General features: G+C 43.7%; 17 protein-coding genes and 1 pseudogene. 2 read left to right on the top strand and 16 right to left on the bottom strand.

From position 1 onward, the window contains the following. The first annotated feature begins 20 nt into the window (after positions 1-20). Both MTF70_RS04410 and MTF70_RS04405 read left to right on the top strand, forming a co-directional pair. Positions 21-356, top strand: coding sequence for a DUF1971 domain-containing protein (locus tag MTF70_RS04410; RefSeq protein ID WP_025768526.1), 336 nt, complete (start codon positions 21-23; stop codon positions 354-356). A gap of 187 nt (positions 357-543) precedes the next feature. Continuing rightward, entirely contained in the window at positions 544-1,422 is an 879-nt protein-coding gene (locus MTF70_RS04405) for an NAD(P)-dependent oxidoreductase (RefSeq protein WP_025768525.1), read from the top strand. A gap of 195 nt (positions 1,423-1,617) precedes the next feature. Here MTF70_RS04405 and MTF70_RS04400 read toward each other — a convergent pair whose 3' ends face one another. The 16 genes and pseudogenes from MTF70_RS04400 to MTF70_RS04325 all read right to left on the bottom strand — a co-directional run bounded on the left by MTF70_RS04400 (position 1,618) and on the right by MTF70_RS04325 (position 18,206). Continuing rightward, positions 1,618-3,057 carry a catalase gene (locus tag MTF70_RS04400; RefSeq protein WP_025768524.1) on the bottom strand — a complete coding sequence of 480 codons (1,440 nt, stop codon included), beginning with the start codon at positions 3,055-3,057 and terminating at the stop codon, positions 1,618-1,620. A gap of 289 nt (positions 3,058-3,346) precedes the next feature. Next, positions 3,347-3,964 (bottom strand): glutathione S-transferase, encoded by a 618-nt coding sequence (locus MTF70_RS04395; protein WP_005375238.1) that lies wholly within the window; start codon positions 3,962-3,964, stop codon positions 3,347-3,349. Between the two features lie 14 nt (positions 3,965-3,978). Further along, entirely contained in the window at positions 3,979-5,013 is a 1,035-nt protein-coding gene (locus MTF70_RS04390) for an NADP-dependent oxidoreductase (RefSeq protein ID WP_042521588.1), read from the bottom strand. Between the two features lie 151 nt (positions 5,014-5,164). Then, positions 5,165-5,764 carry a TetR/AcrR family transcriptional regulator gene (locus MTF70_RS04385; protein WP_005385858.1) on the bottom strand — a complete coding sequence of 200 codons (600 nt, stop codon included), beginning with the start codon at positions 5,762-5,764 and terminating at the stop codon, positions 5,165-5,167. Positions 5,765-5,814: 50 nt separating this feature from the next. Continuing rightward, a pseudogene (yqfB, locus tag MTF70_RS04380) lies at positions 5,815-6,134 on the bottom strand (N(4)-acetylcytidine aminohydrolase). A 67-nt stretch (positions 6,135-6,201) separates the two neighbouring features. Further along, positions 6,202-6,597: a VanZ family protein gene (locus MTF70_RS04375; protein WP_033906760.1), complete on the bottom strand. Its 396-nt coding sequence runs from the start codon at positions 6,595-6,597 to the stop codon at positions 6,202-6,204. Positions 6,598-6,599: 2 nt separating this feature from the next. Continuing rightward, on the bottom strand, positions 6,600-7,907 hold the full coding sequence (locus MTF70_RS04370; RefSeq protein WP_054578645.1) for an oligosaccharide flippase family protein: 1,308 nt from the start codon (positions 7,905-7,907) through the stop codon (positions 6,600-6,602). 8 nt (positions 7,908-7,915) lie between these two features. Further along, positions 7,916-8,947 (bottom strand): glycosyltransferase family 4 protein, encoded by a 1,032-nt coding sequence (locus MTF70_RS04365; protein ID WP_053303830.1) that lies wholly within the window; start codon positions 8,945-8,947, stop codon positions 7,916-7,918. Next, positions 8,944-9,777: a putative capsular polysaccharide synthesis family protein gene (locus MTF70_RS04360; protein ID WP_054578646.1), complete on the bottom strand. Its 834-nt coding sequence runs from the start codon at positions 9,775-9,777 to the stop codon at positions 8,944-8,946. Before MTF70_RS04360 ends, MTF70_RS04365 begins: the two co-directional genes overlap by 4 nt. Positions 9,778-9,792: 15 nt before the next feature. Then, positions 9,793-11,040 (bottom strand): O-antigen ligase family protein, encoded by a 1,248-nt coding sequence (locus tag MTF70_RS04355; RefSeq protein WP_025768520.1) that lies wholly within the window; start codon positions 11,038-11,040, stop codon positions 9,793-9,795. Further along, positions 11,006-12,058, bottom strand: coding sequence for a glycosyltransferase (locus MTF70_RS04350; protein ID WP_025768519.1), 1,053 nt, complete (start codon positions 12,056-12,058; stop codon positions 11,006-11,008). Before MTF70_RS04350 ends, MTF70_RS04355 begins: the two co-directional genes overlap by 35 nt. Positions 12,059-12,060: 2 nt before the next feature. Then, positions 12,061-12,870 (bottom strand): putative capsular polysaccharide synthesis family protein, encoded by an 810-nt coding sequence (locus MTF70_RS04345; protein WP_005375261.1) that lies wholly within the window; start codon positions 12,868-12,870, stop codon positions 12,061-12,063. Continuing rightward, the gene (locus MTF70_RS04340; protein WP_025768518.1) at positions 12,848-15,028 is read right to left on the bottom strand and encodes a polysaccharide biosynthesis tyrosine autokinase; all 2,181 of its coding nucleotides are present in this window, start codon (positions 15,026-15,028) and stop codon (positions 12,848-12,850) included. The genes MTF70_RS04345 and MTF70_RS04340 overlap by 23 nt, the downstream gene beginning before the upstream one ends. Before the next feature lie 15 nt (positions 15,029-15,043). Further along, a complete protein-coding gene (locus MTF70_RS04335) occupies positions 15,044-15,556 on the bottom strand; it encodes a polysaccharide biosynthesis/export family protein (RefSeq protein ID WP_005385846.1) in 513 nt (170 codons plus the stop codon). A gap of 33 nt (positions 15,557-15,589) precedes the next feature. Next, positions 15,590-16,795, bottom strand: a complete 1,206-nt coding sequence (locus MTF70_RS04330; protein WP_248393856.1) for an outer membrane beta-barrel protein — start codon at positions 16,793-16,795, stop codon at positions 15,590-15,592. Between the two features lie 10 nt (positions 16,796-16,805). Next, on the bottom strand, positions 16,806-18,206 hold the full coding sequence (locus tag MTF70_RS04325; RefSeq protein WP_005375269.1) for an undecaprenyl-phosphate glucose phosphotransferase: 1,401 nt from the start codon (positions 18,204-18,206) through the stop codon (positions 16,806-16,808). Positions 18,207-18,330 lie beyond the last annotated feature (124 nt).

The raw sequence follows: 18,330 nt of genomic DNA, 5'->3' as shown, positions 1-18,330 counted from the left end.
TAATTAGAGAGGGTATTATTATGTCGCATCTACGAATTCCTAAAGACTGGACTGTTCAACGTTCAACGCCTTTCTTCACTAAAGACAATGTGCCACCAGCGCTACTGACTCATCACAATACTGCTGAGGGTGTGTTTGGGCAGTTGTGCGTCATGGAAGGGCAAGTGACTTACTACGGCTTTGCTGATGAAAATGCCACAGAAGCAGAAGTAGTGGTGGTGATTAATGCAGGCCAGTTTGCTACAAGTCCACCGCAGTACTGGCACCGCATTGAGATGAGCGATGATGCTCAGTTCAACATCAATTTCTGGTCGAACAAGGACAAGAGTGGGCAAGCGATGTTCCACGCTAAGTAGTAGTGAACCTTTGTAAGTGCTTTGACTGTTACGCTAATCGTCAAGTAAAGGGGTGTAGAAGGCGCAATAAACGGACTGAAATACTGGATCATCGAGACCGTGGAAAGAGAAATCACGAGTAATGATTTCAATTCTTTAGTAGCATGTTACGAAACATTTCAGTCAGGTGAACTAAGGGAAGCGTGCAATGGAAAAACAACGAGTAGCATTTATTGGTCTGGGTGTGATGGGGTACCCAATGGCTGGTTACCTAAGTAAAGCGGGCTTTGAAACCAAAGTATACAACCGCACAAAAGCGAAAGCCGATAAGTGGGCTGAAGAATACCAAGGTGTGGCTTGTGAAACACCACGTGAAGCCGCAGAAGGCTGTGACATTGTTTTTACCTGTGTGGGTAATGATGATGACGTTCGTAGCGTTGTTTACGGTGAAGAAGGCATTCTGGTCGGTTTGAAAGCGGATGCAGTGTTAGTGGATCACACGACGACTTCTGCAGACCTAGCGGTTGAGCTGGCTGAAGCGTGTGTTAAGTACGGTAGTCACTTTATTGATGCGCCAGTTTCTGGTGGTCAAGCGGGCGCAGAAAATGGTGTTCTAACCATCATGTGTGGTGGTGAACAAAGCATTTTTGACCGTGTGTCTCCGGCGATGGATGTGTACGCGAAGCAGATGACGCTACTGGGTGAAAACGGTCAGGGTCAACGCTGTAAGATGGTAAACCAAATCTGTATTGGAGGCGTTTTACAAGGCCTGAGTGAAGCTTTGCTGCTGGCACAAAAATCAGGCTTGGACATCGCTCAAGTTGTAGAAACGCTTAAGCATGGCGCTGCAGGTTCTTGGCAGATGGAAAACCGCGCAAATACGATGGCTGAAGACAAGTTCGATTTTGGCTTCGCTATTGATTGGATGCGCAAAGACTTAGGTTTCTGTCTGCAAGAAGCTGAGCGAGTGGGTCTAGAACTTCCACTGACTAAGAAAGTGGATGAGCAATACGCAGACCTTCAACGTGATGGTTTAGGTCGCATGGATACATCAGTACTGATCAAAGCGGTCGCTAAAAATCAGTAGTTGATGAATCAGTAATAGATAAACAGTTCTTTGGTATTAAAGAGCTTAAAGAAATCTAAGTTAATTATAATGAATCACCTTGAGCATGTTTTGTGACTTGTGATTAAGGATTAGTGATTTGAAATCAGGAGGTACTGTAGAGTACCTCCTTTTTTTCGTCTTTAAATCACACAGTGTAATGATTGCAGCGTTCGCTTACTTGTTTAAGCCTAGTGCAATTTCAAGACCTTTGCCGTACGCTTCGTCCGCTTGGTATGCGTGTTGAACGTGGCGCTGTTGGATGAACTCTGGCACACCGTCCATTGCGCGAGCTGTGTTGTCGAACAGAGTTTGACGTTGCTCTTCGCTCATCAGACGGAATAGGTCACCCGCTTGGCTGAAGTAGTCTTCGTCTACACGGTGATCGTAGTGATCAGCGTTGCCGTTGATGCGTAGAGGTGGCTCGGAGTAATCTGGTTGCTCTGCCCATTCTTGTTTGTAGTTTGGCTCGTAACCTAGTGTTGAACCAAAGTTGCCATCAACGCGCATTGCGCCATCGCGGTGGTAGCTGTGAACAGGGCAACGAGGTGCGTTCACTGGGATTTGATGGTGGTTCACACCTAGACGGTAACGCTGAGCATCGCCGTAAGCGAACAGACGACCTTGTAGCATCTTATCTGGAGAGAAGCCGATGCCAGGTACTACTGCAGCTGGGTTGAACGCTGATTGCTCAACTTCTGCGTAGAAGTTTTCTGGGTTACGGTTCAGTTCAAACTCACCAACTGGGATCAGTGGGTAGTCTTTTTGAGACCATACACGTGTTAGGTCGAATGGGTTGAAGTTGACTTCATCCGCTTCTAGCTCAGGCATGATCTGTACGTACATCTTCCATTTAGGGAAGTCTTGACGTTCAATCGCTTCGTAAAGGTCACGGTGATGGCTTTCGCGGTCTTTACCTACGATTGCTTCTGCTTCTTGGTCAGTTAGGTTTTTGATGCCTTGCTGAGTTTTTAAGTGGAATTTCACCCAGTAACGCTCGTTTTCTGCGTTGATGAAGCTGAATGTGTGGCTACCAAAACCATGCATATGACGGTAAGACGCAGGGATACCTCGGTCACTCATTACGATAGTCACTTGGTGGAATGCTTCTGGTAGTGATGTCCAGAAATCCCAGTTGTTGGTAGAGCTACGCATGTTAGTGCGAGGGTCGCGTTTTACTGCGTGGTTTAGGTCTGGGAATTTTAGTGGGTCACGTAGGAAGAATACTGGTGTGTTGTTACCAACCAAGTCCCAGTTACCTTCTTCAGTGTAGAATTTAAGTGCGAAACCACGGATGTCGCGTTCTGCGTCTGCTGCACCGCGCTCACCAGCTACGGTAGTGAAGCGAGCAAATAGTTCTGTTTTTTTGCCGATGTCAGAGAAGATTTTAGCGCGAGTGTATTTTGTGATGTCGTGCGTTACTGTGAACGTACCGTAAGCACCAGAACCTTTTGCGTGCATACGACGCTCAGGGATCACTTCGCGGTCAAAGTGTGCCAATTTTTCAAGGAACCAAACGTCTTGTAATAGTTGAGGGCCACGAGGACCTGCAGTCATAACGTTTTGGTTATGTGCGACAGGGCAACCTGCTGCTGTAGTCAATTTCTTGTTTGTCATTTTTCTTCCCCCTCCAGGGCTCAATACCTTAGAAACTGTAGAGGAGGTTATTACGGAAAAGCTGGAGGAAAAAACTGATATTGCTTATCAATTCAATAGATGGTGACTATGGTCGAAACTATATTAGAATCAGAAATTTACTACATTAGCTTGATTGACATAACAATCGACGTTCTCGAATACGATTGACTGGGGGGAGCGCTATCCAGTTAGCGTGTCTGCGATGCTAGTAATATCGCCCCTTAAATGAAGTTTTACGTGTCATCAAAGGGGCGAAAGGGGGAAGTAATTAAGAGTACTTCACTTCAAGTTGTTCAGCTTTTGCAAATGCTGGGTGTGTCGCGAGCTGTTTCCCATAACGTTCAATATTAGGGAAGTGATTAACTAAACCAAACTTTTGAACCAATTCGACAATGAAAGACATCATGATGTCTGCGCCAGTCAGACGCTCTTCTACTAGGTAAGTTTTGCCTTCTAAGGATTGCTCGAAGTAGCCTAGTACATTCATTGCTTCCTTGTCGGCATAGCCTGATAAAAACTGAGTTTCATTTGGCTCTTTGCTTACGAAGATTTTTAGCAGCATAGGTAAAATTGCGGAGCTTTCTGCAAAGTGCATCCATTGCAAATATTCTGTGTGTGCTTTTGTACCGCGCTCAGGAGCAAAGGCTCCGTCACTGTATTTCTCAATCAAATATTCGGTCATTGCACCTGACTCAATGATAATCTCGCCGTTATCTTCAAGAACAGGTGACTTTCCTAATGGGTGAACACTTTTTAGTTCTGGCGGTGCCATGAAGGTCACGGAATCACGGACATAGGGTACAATTTCGTAATTTACATCTAGCTCTTCAAGTAACCAAATGATGCGCTTTGAACGAGACTGATTGAGGTGGTGAAGTTTAATCATTTACATATCCCTTTTTATAATGGGTCGTTAATCTGTACTACAAGTTTGCCGAAATTCTTACCTTCCAACAGACCGATGAATGCTTCTGGCGCATTATGCAGTCCTTGTACTAGATGTTCGCGGTATTGGATCTTTCCTTCTGCCAACCATTGATTAATATCTTGCGCAAATTCACCGTAACGATGTCCGTAATCATCAAAAATGATGAAGCCTTGCACCTTGATTCGTTTGGTCAGGAGCTTACCCATTAGTAATGGAAGATGGTCGGTACCTTCAGGCAGCTCTGTCGCGTTGTACTGAGAAATCAAACCACAAAGTGGGATACGCGCATTTGTATTCAGAAGTGGCAATACAGCCTCGAATACTTTGCCACCTACGTTTTCGAAGTAAACATCGATACCTTTGTCACAGGCATTTTTCAGTTGTTCTGCAAAGTCTTCAGCTTTGTGATCAATACACTCATCGAAACCAAGCACCTCTTTAGCGTAACGGCATTTTTCTTCTCCGCCTGCTATACCAACAACTCGGCAACCTTTGATTTTACCAATTTGACCAACTGTTGCGCCTACAGGCCCCGTAGCAGCTGCTACCACGATGGTTTCCCCTGGTTTTGGCTGACCAATGTCGAGTAAACCCATGTACGCGGTAAATCCTGGCATACCTGCAACGCCTAGCGCGTAAGAAGGATTTTTCGGTTCTTTACCAAGTTTAATGACCATCTCACCAGTTGAGATAGCGTAGTCTTGCCAGCCAACAGTGTAGGCAAGAACCCATTCACCTGCTTCGTAATCTGGGTGGTTTGATGCTTCTACCTGACAAACTGTACCACCGACCATTACGTCATCAATTGCAACAGGGTCAGCGTATGATTCGGCATCACTCATGCGACCACGCATGTATGGATCTAGAGATAAATAAACCGTTCTCAATAGCATTTCACCCTCTTTCGGAGTCGGTTTCGTTACCTCTTCTAAACGAAAGTTTTCTTGTGTCGGTGCACCATGGGGACGTGACGCGAGTACTATTCTGCGATTTGTTGCGTTAGTCATATCTATCTCACTTGTTGATTAGACCGGTCGTCTAGCATTTGTTTCAAAATATCCCGCTTATGTAAAGCGGGAAGGTTTACTGTGTTAACACTGACGCTTTTTCTGACAGTGAAACGTGTGTAGGGTGTTCATTCTGCTTCCACGCCGCCCGTTATGGGCAAGTGCGCGTATTCTGCAGTAAGTGTTGAGTATAGGTCAGACTTTGCGTCAATGCTGCCTGATCTTGATAAAGTTTGTTCAGCAAGCTAGCGCCATTCCAAAGGTAGTATATCTGCCTTGCTAATAACGCACTGTCACCATTGGGGATTGAGCCATCTTGAATGCCGATGTCAATGCAATCCGCTATCGCTTGAATGGTTTTGTCTGCTCCTTGGCGTAATGCCAAGCGCATTGACTCAGAGAGATCGGAGACTTCTGCACTTAACTTAACCAATAAACATTTGTTCGCATTACACACGTCGTCTTCTACTTTGACCATTTCTTCGAAATAGCTCATTAGGCGTTGGTAGCCACTCAGTTCAGTATTGGTAAAGCGTGCGTTTAAACGCTCAAAATACTTAGTAAAGTAGTCTTGAATCATCGCTTCACCAAATTGTTCTTTGGATTTGAAGTAATGATAAAACGACCCTTTTGGCACTGCGGCCTTTTTTAATAGCTCTGAAAGACCAACACTCGTGAACCCTCGGTTTACGATCAACTCGTATCCGACGTCGAGAATATGTTGGCGTGTGTCATTCGTCTTTGCGTTCATGAAGTGTACTATAGAATGAATTAGACCAGTCGTCTAGTATTTGTTGTGGGTTATTTAATCAGCTCATACTCAATAACAAAGAGCGTGTCGGTATTTGGGTAGATTTCTCGAATTAGCTGCTTGAGTTTTGGTAGTTCGATGGCTTCTTGTTCTGCATGAAACTCATTAATATCTTCAAAGTGAAGTGGTTCTACAGAACGTATCTTGATATCGCAGACTTTACGATCCGTTTCTAAGGTAAAAACTTCGACTTCTGTATTGGGAACTAATGGCTTTCTGATTCATCTCGAATCGTTATCGTCTTTTTGCCTGACGTGATCAACGGGGTTAAGAATTCAAAAAAAGTAATCTTGGTTGGATGAGATGGCATGATGTACTCGTTAGTCTGGTTGTTTGGCGTAATTATATACCCAAATCCCCCAGAGATTCCTGTATTACTAGAACGATCGAGCGCGGATGAAGCGAATTAACTTGGCACTAAAGTAACCTGAGATAACGCCTATCCAGTTGGTGCTGAGATCATCAAAACTAAATGATCGATTTGGAATAAAAAGTTGGCTTATTTCTTCCATTGAAACGATAGCTAACAGCAGTAGCAAAAGACGAATCCCAAAAACGTCGGTTTTATTCGAGCTCACCAGAGAAGGGAACGTGAAGACCGATAAAAAGCCGATCAATAAACTGAAAGTAAAGTGAAGCGTACTTGATCCGCCTAAGTAGGTTTCCATTTGCAGGTAAGCAGTATGGTGTAGGTCAGAGCTTTTCCACAAAGAGAGTGAAGCGGTTAGCATCAGGACTAAAACAAAACTCGTGCGTGCCAGTATTAAAGCCATAATTAACCTATTGGAAAGAAGCCTAAGTAACGTTTTACAAAGTACAGTGCAGCTAAATTCTGGATAGCCATGCCAATTGCCATTGCCCACGCTGCACCAATCACACCAAATATTTGGCAAAGCGTAACAAGTAGGCAGATGGACACCGTACCGGAGGAAATTGTAATGTATTTCATGGTTCTCTCATGACCACTCATTAATAATAAAAAACCTACTGAACCAGTCGCAACATTGACTAACTGCCCCAGAGAAAGGACGACTAATAGTGGTGCCGCGGCGAGAAACTCCTCACCAAAAAACTGCATTACAAACTCGGGGAAGAGGGTGCAAATAATTACGGGTACAATCGCTAAACCAACATTGGCTCGGCACGCCAAGCGGCTCAGGTTCTGTAGTTTGCGCATTTGACGCTCTTTGTAGAGAGAGGCAAACATCGGGGCGACCACAAAGTTAATGGTAATCAGCACAAAGCCAATCAGTAGTGATGTGCGTTGGGCTGCGGCTAACAAACCGATTTCCGCTGTTGAGATAAAAAAGCCCGCAATAACAAGGCTTCCCCATTGAAGAACATTCGTGAAGATACTGCCAACCCAGACTTGCTTGGCAGAAGCGACCATTTTTTTGTTTGGTACGAAAGCCGATGTTTGATATTGATCTGAGCCCAGCCAATTGGCACTAGATATGACCGCGACACCTATGCTCGCTAAAAGCAGTGCGGTCATTAGATTGTTGATATTTTGCTGACCCATATAGTCTAGGGCAAAGACAAAAATGACCATCAACATGCTTACCCCAAGCTGCAACGCAAACAGAGATGATACAACTTTTCTACATGCTTGAAGCACCCGACTGTTGGTTTGCGCAAGCACCAAGAAAGGTATGCAAAGCAAGCATAGAGTAATCGCATACATTGGTGATTGAGTTTGGTTTAGCTGCTCTGGAAACAGATTAAACCCTGCCAACAAAACGCCTATGGCGAGCAAGCAAAATGCCATACTTCGATAAAGTGCGGTTTTATAGTTTTGGCTTTGTTCAAGCTTCTCTTTGTTATTAAAAGCGATCGCATTGTAACGAACTAACGAGACATCAAAACCTAGCTGAGAAACGATGGCGAGTAGCGAGACTAGGTTGAATAAAAAGAAGAATTGACCGGCCGTCGAAGCGTCACTGGTCTTCGATACAATCAGAGTCAGTAAAAAAGCAAATAGCGCACTCAACACACGCGTGATTGCGGTTTTTAATCCAGTAGATAACAAGCTTTTTTTACCGCTGGGCATCAACAGTAATTTTTGTTGAACAGTGTGAAACATAGGGGCATTTAACCGTAAAGTTTATTGAGTGCGAGGCGCTGTTTTTCTTCACTGAAGGCATCGTTTAATTCTGCTGTATATTGGCGAAAATCGATCTCTTCATAATGATTGACACAATGCGCGATCTGCTTGGCCATTTCTTCAGGTGTGAGCGCTAAAAACGGGTAGTTGAGATCTTTGGTTGCGCCGATGGTCCGAATAACCATAGGAAGATGTAACTTGGATGCTTCTAGAATGGTTAACGGCATCCCTTCCCATGCTGCAGTATGTAGATAAAGGTCTGACCCCTTGAGCTTTTCAACTACCTCATCGCGAGGCAGCATGCCCGTTACATCCACATTTTCAGTGCGTAATTTCTGTTCGAGTACGTGGTCACCACCACCTATCCATGTGATCTCTATCGGGCGGTTAAGCGCATACCGATTAAGGAACTGCAATGTGCTGATAAGAAACTGAGGATCTTTTTGGGGCGCGACACGACCAAGTACAACGAGCTTCAGGGCTTCTTGCTTGTTTCGCTCTATACGATCTTCACTTTGATAAGACACGTAGTTGTTGAGCAGTTCGGCACGTTTCGCACCAATGCTAATGGCTAGGTCACACTCTCGTTGGCTACAGCCTGCAACCACATCAATTTTGCTCAGTTTTACTTTCTCTAGTGCTTTATAGATCTGGCGTGCAAGCTCTGAGATATCTTCACGTTCGAAGGCATAACAGTGCGGTGTGTAAACCAAGCGTGCCTTGCCAAGCTTTAGAAATCGGCCGAGAAATCCCGCTTTACTCGAGTGCAAATGCACGACGTCGGGAGCAAGTGATGCAATCATGTGGTTTGCATCGCGAATAAATTGAAGCAAGCCGCCTTCTACCCACTTTGTCTGTACGAAAATGTGGTGGTTGTTCTCATTGGTCAAGTCGTTTTCTCGGGCTCTGGCTAGCAAGAAATGTTGATAAGGCTCGTCTCTGGATGAGTGAACATAACTATAGAGGGCGGTTTGAACGCCACCTCCAAACGCTTCTGTAACATGGAGTACTTTCTTCATGATGATTTTGTCCCTGGTGTTTGCATCCATTTGTGTTTAAAAGCATCACGCTCTTGCTCTGAATAAACGTGGCGATACAAGGGAAGATCGTACATATAGAACAGTTTTGAGAAGTCGTAGTGATTCTTAAAGTGTTGGTGGATATTGGAGTACCACTTGTTTTTCGCTTCGTTGCTGTTTTTCAGTACGAAGTCTTGCAACTCAAGAAACTCACCGATTTCTTTATCAAGAGAACTGAGCTGTTCGCATTTGATTAGCATGACGTTGGCCTGATCGTTCTGGAATGTGAAGAAAGGTTGAGTGTTGTCCAGCTCTTGGCGCATCGCATCGATATTGAAATTACGCTTTAACTCGTTGTCGAACCAGTCCGCAAAATAGTTGAGATTGATATAGTTATCAAAGCAATGCTCGAGGTGCTGATACGTGACTTCCATATCTCGGTGAATTGCATCATTCTTTTTGCCTTCGATAAATTGCAAATGGAGGTCTTGAAAGAAACGAGAAAAGACAGTTGCGATTGGATCGCGGACCAGCGTAACGATTTTAATCTGCTCGCGTTTTTGTAAGATACGTTTTCGCTGCTTGAGCACTAAGCGATAGAGTGCGCGGTTTCGGAAGTCGAAGAATTTACTCACGTCTTTTTTATTGTGATACATGTGAAATTCTTCGTGATCATCAAAGGTGTGGATGTGATAGCTCGGGATATTTTTCTCCCCTAGCGTGTGCTCAATTGATGAGGAGCCAACTTTGCCCATTTGGTAAACTAAAACAAAATTATCAGCTTGGAGTTCTCGGTTCTTTTCAAATTGTCGAGAGATTGAATACTTCATCTATCCTATCCTTGATTATTCATATTCGTGGTGATGGTTTACCGGAAAAGTATGAGCAATGGCCCTTGAGTCGTTGCTCATGCTGATCATGACGGGTAATAAGAGTATTAAAATTATGGTGGTGTTTACCGCAACGAAAAACACCATGATGAGGGCGTATATCGCAAGTAATAGGCTTTTTCTGTTTTCATTAAGACTACGGAAGCAAAAGCGAATAAAAAGAAAATAACCACCAAACAGCAGACCGATACCAAGCAATCCGTATTCAATTGCGGTATCTAACACAAAGTTGTGGGTGTAGATCGCCAGCTCATCATAATTAAAGTAACTGATCATAAAGTTGGGTAACATTTTCGCGCCGACACCTAACACTGGGTGTTGAAGTAAAATATCTAGCCCATTGGCAAGTAAAAGTTTTCTATGAAGATTCGATACCCAGCGCGCTTCACTTTGGTTGGCAAATAAGACGTCTTCTTGGGTTATTTCCAATGTGTCTGCTAGCGTTTCAAACCCAACGTAGAGTGTGGTTGTGACGGCAGTAAACACAATGAAGCTCAAGGCTAATAAAATTGTCCACGTGTACGTTTCGCTGAGCGATTTTCTCATTAAGTTTTTTACGAGCAGTTGGTCAAAGAAGAAAAGCAGACAAAAACCAAGTAGCGCTTTTCTTTCTTGTGACAACACCAGTAATACTAAAGCTACGAGCATCAAAAGGTGGAAAGCGCGAATTTTATCTCGATAAAGGTACAGTAGCGAGCACAGTACACCGAACCCGTATTTACTTACCCCGAGTAACTTAAACCCGCTTTGATAGCCCTGAGCAAAGTGCCATAAGGCAACGAGCGTACAGATGAAAAACAACAGATACGTGAAATAAACCATTACCCGTTCGTCATCAAACACGCCATAGGCGTACATTAGGCTGAGTAGGCACAAAATCGCTAACCATTGCACAGTTTCTATAACTAGCGGCATTAAAGGGACGCGATTTAGCAGACCATTTATGAACACATACCCAGTGAACAATATGAGGAACCCCATACAGGGATGCATGAGTTTTTCAGCTTTTCCTTCCAATACCACTAATGCAGTAAAACCAATGGACAAAAGGCTTGCGATGTCAGATGGGGCTAGCGCTATTCCTCCAGCACGAAACTTCATAGGAATAAAGAACAATGCTAATAGGCATGCTGCAAGCAATGAGGCGCGATGGCTCGATGGCGCGGAACTATTTGTTGGCGCAAAGCTGCTGGTAGATTCCATAGTAACCTTCACGAAATTTATCGATGGTGTAGAGAGAGGCCCTATTGACTGAGTATTGACTTGCAGCGTCATACCGCTCAACACTTTCACACAGCTGGAGGACTTTTTGGCTCAGTTCAGTGGCGTTACCAACTTGAAATAAATATTCGGCACGTCCGGTGACGTCATCCAAACCAGGTACGTCCGATGATAATACGGGTAAGCCTGCTGCCATCGCCTCAACCGCCGCCAAACCAAAGCCTTCGACGTGCGACGATTGCACGTAAATATCCATGTTGTTCAAAAAGGCTGGAATGTCAGAAACTACGCCATGAAAGTGAACACGTTGCGCGACGTTGATTTTTGTTGCCAATGCTTGCAGTGACGATTTTTTTTCTCCATCTCCCGCAAGGTGGAGTTCGTATCGTCTTGGTAAATGGATAAGTGCTTGGATAAGTGTTTCATGATCTTTATGTTGGTGAAGTCGGCCCACCATTCCAATCTTGATAACTTGTTTGTCGATTAGGTGGCTGGCGCATCTTGGCGTCATAGAAAACCTTTTTAAATCAACGCCATTGTGCACCACGTGATATTTGTGTTGGTAGCGAGGCATGAACTTCACCAGTTCATCTTGTACTTTTTCACTAATACTGACCGTCAAGTCGTGGCCCCAATATAAGACGTATTCCATGAACTTAAACAGCGGATAGTCACGTCGACGGTTATAAGAACAGTGCTCAGTCTGGATTCGTTTTTTACCTACCGCCAATAGCGCTAGGTAAATGGAAGGGTAGAGGTGCCCGTGAACGACATCCGGCCAACGCAGCAAAGAGAATTTCTCACTCAATGGCAATGTGCGCCAGTTAAAACACTCTATGCCTTGGGCGGATAGCATTGGTAAGTAATCATTTTCATCACACAAGACCAAAATTTTGATTTCGTATTCAGGCTTATGTTCTAAAACAAGGTCGACTAAGAACTTCTGAGCACCGCCGTTCTGAGAAAGATCATTGATAATATGTAGAATCTTGGTTTTCATGATTAATTGGTCAGATATTGCTGTTTAAGGTCGGTGATTTCTGCATTTGAGAAAAAGTGCTTCGTCAATTTAGAATTCAGCATTTCTTCAACGTACTCGGGTGTAGGTTGAAATTGCGTTTTGAATTCTTTCATTAGTGGCGAGTACCATTTGTTGTCTGATTGATTTTCATAAACAACATCCACGGGGTAACCTAAAAAGTCTTCAACTGCGGAGTTAGCCTTCGTTAGCTTGTCACTTCGAATGACCAACAGTGAGAAGTTATTGTTATGGTATGTTTGATAGCCTACTTCGTGATTAAAAGACTCGTTAAACACATCAATCCCTGTTAGTTGTTTGATCTCGTTGTCAAACCACTGCAGCGCATATTGATGATTCATGTGCTTATCAAATGCTTCTTGGAGTAATTGCGGTCGTTCGGTACGTATTGCGCTGTCATCCTTTAGATATTTGTCCGCCATCCAAAAAGGAAGTGCTTGAAAGAACATTGAGACATTTCGTCCGATCGGTTCACGCACCAGAGAGATAATTCGAACTTTTTTCTTGCGCTTTAACATATGGCTCATCGTTATACGCTTTAGTCGTCGCTTTAACGCATTGATCTGAGGCTTATGCAATTGCGCTCTAACGGGGGATATTTGTTTTTGCGCATCGACGGTCATAAGGTCGTGCAAGTGAATCGAGTTAGGAATGGAATGCTCTAATGCACTCGAACCTACCTTGCCCATTTGATAGATCAATACCGGCTGTTCTTGGCTTTTCAACGTTTGGTACCAAGATAGGTTTACGTTAGTAGGCGTATTTCTGGACATAAAGCGTCTCTCCTTCCTTGGCCTTGGCTTGTGTGATTAAGACGCCAAGAGATGGAACTGAGTGTTGTATTTGTTTAGATAACGCAAGGTTAACCAGTGATGATTTTGTTGATTCTGAGCGAATGACGGTGATCAGACCATTGGCATACTTACCAAGAATAAGTGCGTCACTCACTGACAATAGGGGCGGTGTGTCGATAATGATTCGGTCATACTTATTTTGAAAATGTTCGAGCAACTTTTTAAAGCGATCAGAAGCCAGTAATTCCTGTGGGTTTGGCGGAACTAGGCCGGCCGGTAATACATCTAAGTTGGCTTCTTTTATATGTGTAACACAATCTTTGATTGGCGTATCCATCGTCAGGATATGCGTTAAGCCAGGGCTTGATTCAGCAATACCGAATCGCTTTGCGATGGAAGGTCGACGTAAATCGCAGTCGATGATCAACACCTTTTCCATTTTTGAAAACGACACCGCCATATTGATACTGGTCGATGTTTTTCCTTCTTCTGGAATAGCAGAGGTAAAGGGCAATATCTTTTGCTTCGTGTTGGTTAATCTGAGCAGAAGCGAGGTTCTGACCGAGCGGCAAGCTTCACTAAATAGTTTTTCTTCATCATCTAAATACGCGCTATAACTGACGCCGTTTTTACGCAAATTGCGTTTTTTGACCATAGGAATCACACCTAAACACGTAACACCAAGTTTTTCCTGCACATCAGCTGTGCTTCGGATAACTTCTCGCATCGTTTCTAAGATGATGACTAGAGCGCAAGCAATGGCAAAGCCAAAAAAGGTGGCAATCAGTACCAGTTTGATTCGTTGTGGTGCCACCGGGAATAGAGGAATGATGGCTTTATCAGTAAAGCGAGCAGTGACATTCTTGTAGTCGCTGGTGGCGTTGGTCTCTTTCTCACGATTTAAGAACGCTTCATAGAGTGCCTTATTGGATTCAACCTCGCGTTTTAACTGTTCGTAACGCGCTTTTTGTGACCCTAACGATTGGAAGTCTGACTTTTTGTTATCGAGTTCTGCTCGAAGCATGTCCTCTTGCGCTTTTGCAGCAAGAAGGTCTTGTTGCTTACTGAAGGAAATGTCACGGATGAGTTGCTGGGTTCTTGATTGAATTTCAGCAAGCTGTGCTTTCGCCTGAATCATTCGATCATGTTTAGGTCCGTAGCGCTGTGCCAGTTCAGAGAGATTTTTGGCTGCCTGTGCTTCCGACAATTTTAGATCGCGGATTTGCGCTTGATTAGCGAATTCATCAATTGACAACAAGCTGTCTAAACTTTGCGAAGATTTACGTCGTAACAGTTGGATTAACGTCTGCGCTTCAATACGCTTATTAACAGCGATATTCAGCTTGCGAGTGAGTTCTTCTAGCTCATTTGCGTAAATTTCATCAATACCGTTTATATCGATCAACCCTTCTTTTAACAAGAATTCTTGCAGCGCTTGCTCCGAGTTACGTAATCGCTCCTCCAATTTTTGAGAGTTATTTGTCAACCAAGTAGCCGCATTTTGTGTAACGACCAATTTGGCTTCAAAATTTGCGTCAATATAGGCTTGGCCGACCGCGTTGGCGATTGTCATCGCAAGCTTAGGATCGGTAGAACGAAAGCGAATTCTGACTAATTGGGTGTTACGTACTGGCTCAATATCGAGTTTACTTCTGAAAGCTTGAAGTGCCTGATAATAGGACTCTGAAAACTGGGCGGTTTCTTTTGGGCTTGGTGCAACATTCAGTAGGTCTTGAACAAAAGGAATCGACTTTATTTGGTCGATTTTTTTATTTACCCCCCCTGAGCTTGTGAACTCAGGTAATTGGGTGAGGTTCAACTCTCTAATGACCTTATCTGCAATATGATTCGATTTTAAAATGGCGATTTGCGTTTGAAAGTACTCTTTTTTTGTCGTGTCGACGCCATATACTTCCTCGATTGAAAGGGCGCTTTTTTGCTCCTCTTGGATGAGTAGCGTAGCTGTAGCTTGGTATATCGATGCTTTGGAGTAGATATACCAAGTACAAGTTAATGAGAACAGAAGCGTGAATGCTGCGATGCTTAGCCAATTCTTTTTAATCGCTTTGAAGTGATGGCCAAAACGAATCAGTTCTACTTTGTTCATCTGGAGATTATTTGGATGAGTCCCGTTCATTTGATTCCCTGTCACTTAAAAGAAGCTCTGGTCAATAAATACAATGTCACCAGGTTCAACGTTGCGGTGCATACTGACTCCTTCCATCGTTTGACCCGTTTTATGCTTGGTTAGGTTAATGCCTTTGCGTGAGGCTCTGTCGGTCAAGCCACCTGCTAGAGCGATGGCCTTCTCTATGGTTAACCCTGGACGGTACTCAAATCCACCAGGTTTCCTGACTTCGCCATTAACGTAAAACAGACGAAAGTTATTGATGGTGACCATCACTTTTGGATTGATGAGATAATCGCCTTTTAAGCCCGTTTCTATTTCGTACTTGAGTTGTTTTGGTGTTTTTTTGATTGCTTTAATTCGGCCAAGGTAGGGGTAATCAAAGTAGCCATCTGACGTTATTAGAATATTTTTAATCGTAAGATCTTCTTCACCATAGACCTGCACGGAAATGGTATCGCCAGTATCGAGTAAGTAATCTTCCTCGTTTGAGTCAGCGTTGACCAAAGTGCTAAATAGCAACAACGCTACACTCATGAATTTGATGAATGCCTTCATTAATAATCCTTTTTACAGAGAAAACTGTGCGCTTAAAGTCCAAATATTTTGTTCGAAGCTATAATCCGATCGGCTAGAGTTTTTATCTTGGTATTGCCAATCGGCTTGCAGCTGTATCCAACGTTTGATCTGATAATCGATACCAAAAGATAGAGTGTACCGATCGTCGTTTCTGGAGATTCCCGTGTAATCATCTTGTTGATAAACAGCACCTAAGCGAGTTGCAAGGTAACTATTCCAATCGTGCTTCAGGTTCAGTCGGTAACGAGTTTGTAGGTTGTAATCGCCATCTTGATCGGGGTTAACCGCCGCTTGAGTGGTTTTCACGCTGACTAGAGTTTGTTCTTGAGGCAACCATTCAAAGCCGATATCCCAACTAAAGCCTTTAAATGTCTCTCGTTTAGCGCTGTCAAAATCTTTGATTTGATAACCGAGTCGAGCGATGCCTTTGGTTTTTCCTGTGACTTCCCATTCGGCACCGGTGTAATAGAAACTGGTGTTGTTATCTTTCGATGGCTGCGCAGAATTTCGGTGCTGATACTCGGTTACGATTTGGTTTGTTCCGACTAACCAATAGGTTCTTGGCGTCGCTCTTAAATAGAACTCCAAATGTGCATTGGGAGCTCGAAAATCGTTGTATTTAGTTTTAGCGTTTGGGCGACCAGGCAAGCCGTCACGATAGTTTTGATAGGTTTTATCACTATAGCCTAAACCGAATTCGAGTCTGCCTTTGGCACCGTTAGATCCAAAGACATAATTGGTTTTTACATCGTTACGGTTGAACTCTATTGGTGCGTCGATTGCGCTACCATTACCTTCGGTAATATCTTCTCCTCGAACTTCATGCTGGCCGCGAAAACGGTAATCAACCACTAAACGATGACGATGATTAAATTCGAAAAAGTTGGAAAACTGAAAAGTGTGGTCGTCGAAGTCGTTGCGATCGTCAGATGAAAAGCCAGCTTTTAACTTATATAAAATATCTGCGCGATAGCGATTCCGTTCTATACGTGCTAGTAAGCTTGGTTCTATACCCCAAATATTGACTGACTCTACATTGCCGGATTTTTCCGCTTTATTGATGTTGTCATCTCCCTCGTAGAAAGTTTTTACGAGGGGAATCAACTCTATACCAGACTCGGTTTGGTAAGCCATCGGTTCTGCGAGCAAGTCAGTAGAAAACAGACTCAATGCTATTGCCATTGTCAGTTTCTTCATAATCTCAACCTTAGTAAGCGTTAGCACCAGTGAAGCCTTTGAAAACGGTCATAAAGATGATTTTGATGTCCATCCAAACCGACCAATGGTGGATGTAATCCAAATCAAACTCGACTCTCTTTTCCATTTTTTCTAAGGTGTCGGTTTCGCCGCGATAACCATTAATCTGCGCCCAGCCAGTAATGCCTGGTTTTACTTTGTGACGTAGCATGTAGCGATCCACGATCTGACGGTATTCTTCATTGTGTGCCACGGCATGAGGGCGTGGGCCGACAATAGACATGGTCCCTTGCAGTACATTGATAAATTGAGGTAGTTCGTCCAAAGAGGTGCGACGTAGAAATCCGCCAAAAGGCGTAATACGAGGATCGTTCTTTGTCGCCTGTTTCACGTTGGAACCTTGATCCATGGTTGTCATTGAACGGAACTTCCAGACTTCAATCTTGCGTCCATCAAGACCGTACCGATGTTGTTTAAAGATGACAGGGCCTTTAGACGTTGCCTTAATGACAATCGCAATGACGAATAGAATAGGGGCGATTAAGACCAAAATAATGCTCGAAAACAAGATGTCTTCAAACCGTTTTACCCAAGAAGAAATTCCAGCAAAAGGTGTATCAAAGACACTTAGTGTTTGAACTTGGCCGATCTGCGCCCAACGAGAATGTAAAAGGTTATAAGTGAAGAAGTCGGGAATCAGATACGTATTTGCGGTGGTATCTGAGAATTGGTTAAGAAGTGACGCAATGCGCTCTTTTGCGTGCATTGGCATCGCGATATAGACGTAATCTACTTCCCCTTTTTTAGCTCGCTCAAGGGCGTGGTCAACAGCTCCTTTAATAGGATAATCAGAATTTGGCAATCTGTCGGAAGATCGTTCGTCGTAAAAGCCATCAAAAAGCACGCCGTGTTCTGTGTGGTTTTGAATTTCGTTAGCTAGGGTAATGCCGTGAGGAGTTTGGCCGATGATGATCGCAGTGCGAGTGTTGAATCCTTTCTTTCTCAAATAGGCTAATCCGGTACGGAATGTTACTCGCCATGCTAAGAGCAGAGCGGGCGTAATCGCAAACCACAGCACTAAAATTGTGTTATCAAATAAGGTATGGACTTCAGAAAAATACAGCACAATAAAGATAAGTGCAGAAGTCACCGCCCAAGAAACACAGACAATAAACATCTGCTCTTTAAACGAACTGGTTCGCCAAGAGCGATACAGATTGCCGCTTTCTGCCATAAATAGAAAAGAGATGCCTCCAACGAAAGCCAATATGACGTAATCTTTCCCCATCGCAGTATTCATGTCTTTGAACACTAAAAGCAGCATAAAAGAGACGATGACAGCAAGATCTGAGATGCGATATAAAAAAGCGAACTCCATCTCATGAGAGCGGATAAGTCCTTTTTGTTTCATGACTCAGTTTCCCTTCTGACACGCTACCGCCCTTGGGTGTCTTCCCCAATTGCCGTGTCGTGAACGTTATTAGTAGTTAGTGCACAGAGCATTCTGTGGAATGCTGCTGAGTTTTTTGTCACGT

The sequence above is a fragment of the Vibrio sp. 2CM40D genome, assembly GCF_023161825.1.
Lineage (GTDB): Bacteria > Pseudomonadota > Gammaproteobacteria > Enterobacterales > Vibrionaceae > Vibrio > Vibrio alginolyticus.
The sequence above is the reverse complement of the archived record's forward strand: the minus strand, read 5'-3'. Positions and strand labels throughout refer to the sequence as shown.

What these genes read in the sequence shown, in the direction of transcription:
- MTF70_RS04410 (WP_025768526.1), top strand. Translation starts at nt 21, where the DNA reads ATGTCGCATCTACGAATTCCTAAAGACTGGACTGTTCAACGTTCAACG.
- MTF70_RS04405 (WP_025768525.1), top strand. Translation starts at nt 544, where the DNA reads ATGGAAAAACAACGAGTAGCATTTATTGGTCTGGGTGTGATGGGGTAC.
- MTF70_RS04400 (WP_025768524.1), bottom strand. Translation starts at nt 3,057, where the DNA reads ATGACAAACAAGAAATTGACTACAGCAGCAGGTTGCCCTGTCGCACAT.
- MTF70_RS04395 (WP_005375238.1), bottom strand. Translation starts at nt 3,964, where the DNA reads ATGATTAAACTTCACCACCTCAATCAGTCTCGTTCAAAGCGCATCATT.
- MTF70_RS04390 (WP_042521588.1), bottom strand. Translation starts at nt 5,013, where the DNA reads ATGACTAACGCAACAAATCGCAGAATAGTACTCGCGTCACGTCCCCAT.
- MTF70_RS04385 (WP_005385858.1), bottom strand. Translation starts at nt 5,764, where the DNA reads ATGAACGCAAAGACGAATGACACACGCCAACATATTCTCGACGTCGGA.
- MTF70_RS04375 (WP_033906760.1), bottom strand. Translation starts at nt 6,597, where the DNA reads ATGGCTTTAATACTGGCACGCACGAGTTTTGTTTTAGTCCTGATGCTA.
- MTF70_RS04370 (WP_054578645.1), bottom strand. Translation starts at nt 7,907, where the DNA reads ATGTTTCACACTGTTCAACAAAAATTACTGTTGATGCCCAGCGGTAAA.
- MTF70_RS04365 (WP_053303830.1), bottom strand. Translation starts at nt 8,947, where the DNA reads ATGAAGAAAGTACTCCATGTTACAGAAGCGTTTGGAGGTGGCGTTCAA.
- MTF70_RS04360 (WP_054578646.1), bottom strand. Translation starts at nt 9,777, where the DNA reads ATGAAGTATTCAATCTCTCGACAATTTGAAAAGAACCGAGAACTCCAA.
- MTF70_RS04355 (WP_025768520.1), bottom strand. Translation starts at nt 11,040, where the DNA reads ATGGAATCTACCAGCAGCTTTGCGCCAACAAATAGTTCCGCGCCATCG.
- MTF70_RS04350 (WP_025768519.1), bottom strand. Translation starts at nt 12,058, where the DNA reads ATGAAAACCAAGATTCTACATATTATCAATGATCTTTCTCAGAACGGC.
- MTF70_RS04345 (WP_005375261.1), bottom strand. Translation starts at nt 12,870, where the DNA reads ATGTCCAGAAATACGCCTACTAACGTAAACCTATCTTGGTACCAAACG.
- MTF70_RS04340 (WP_025768518.1), bottom strand. Translation starts at nt 15,028, where the DNA reads ATGAACGGGACTCATCCAAATAATCTCCAGATGAACAAAGTAGAACTG.
- MTF70_RS04335 (WP_005385846.1), bottom strand. Translation starts at nt 15,556, where the DNA reads ATGAGTGTAGCGTTGTTGCTATTTAGCACTTTGGTCAACGCTGACTCA.
- MTF70_RS04330 (WP_248393856.1), bottom strand. Translation starts at nt 16,795, where the DNA reads ATGAAGAAACTGACAATGGCAATAGCATTGAGTCTGTTTTCTACTGAC.
- MTF70_RS04325 (WP_005375269.1), bottom strand. Translation starts at nt 18,206, where the DNA reads ATGAAACAAAAAGGACTTATCCGCTCTCATGAGATGGAGTTCGCTTTT.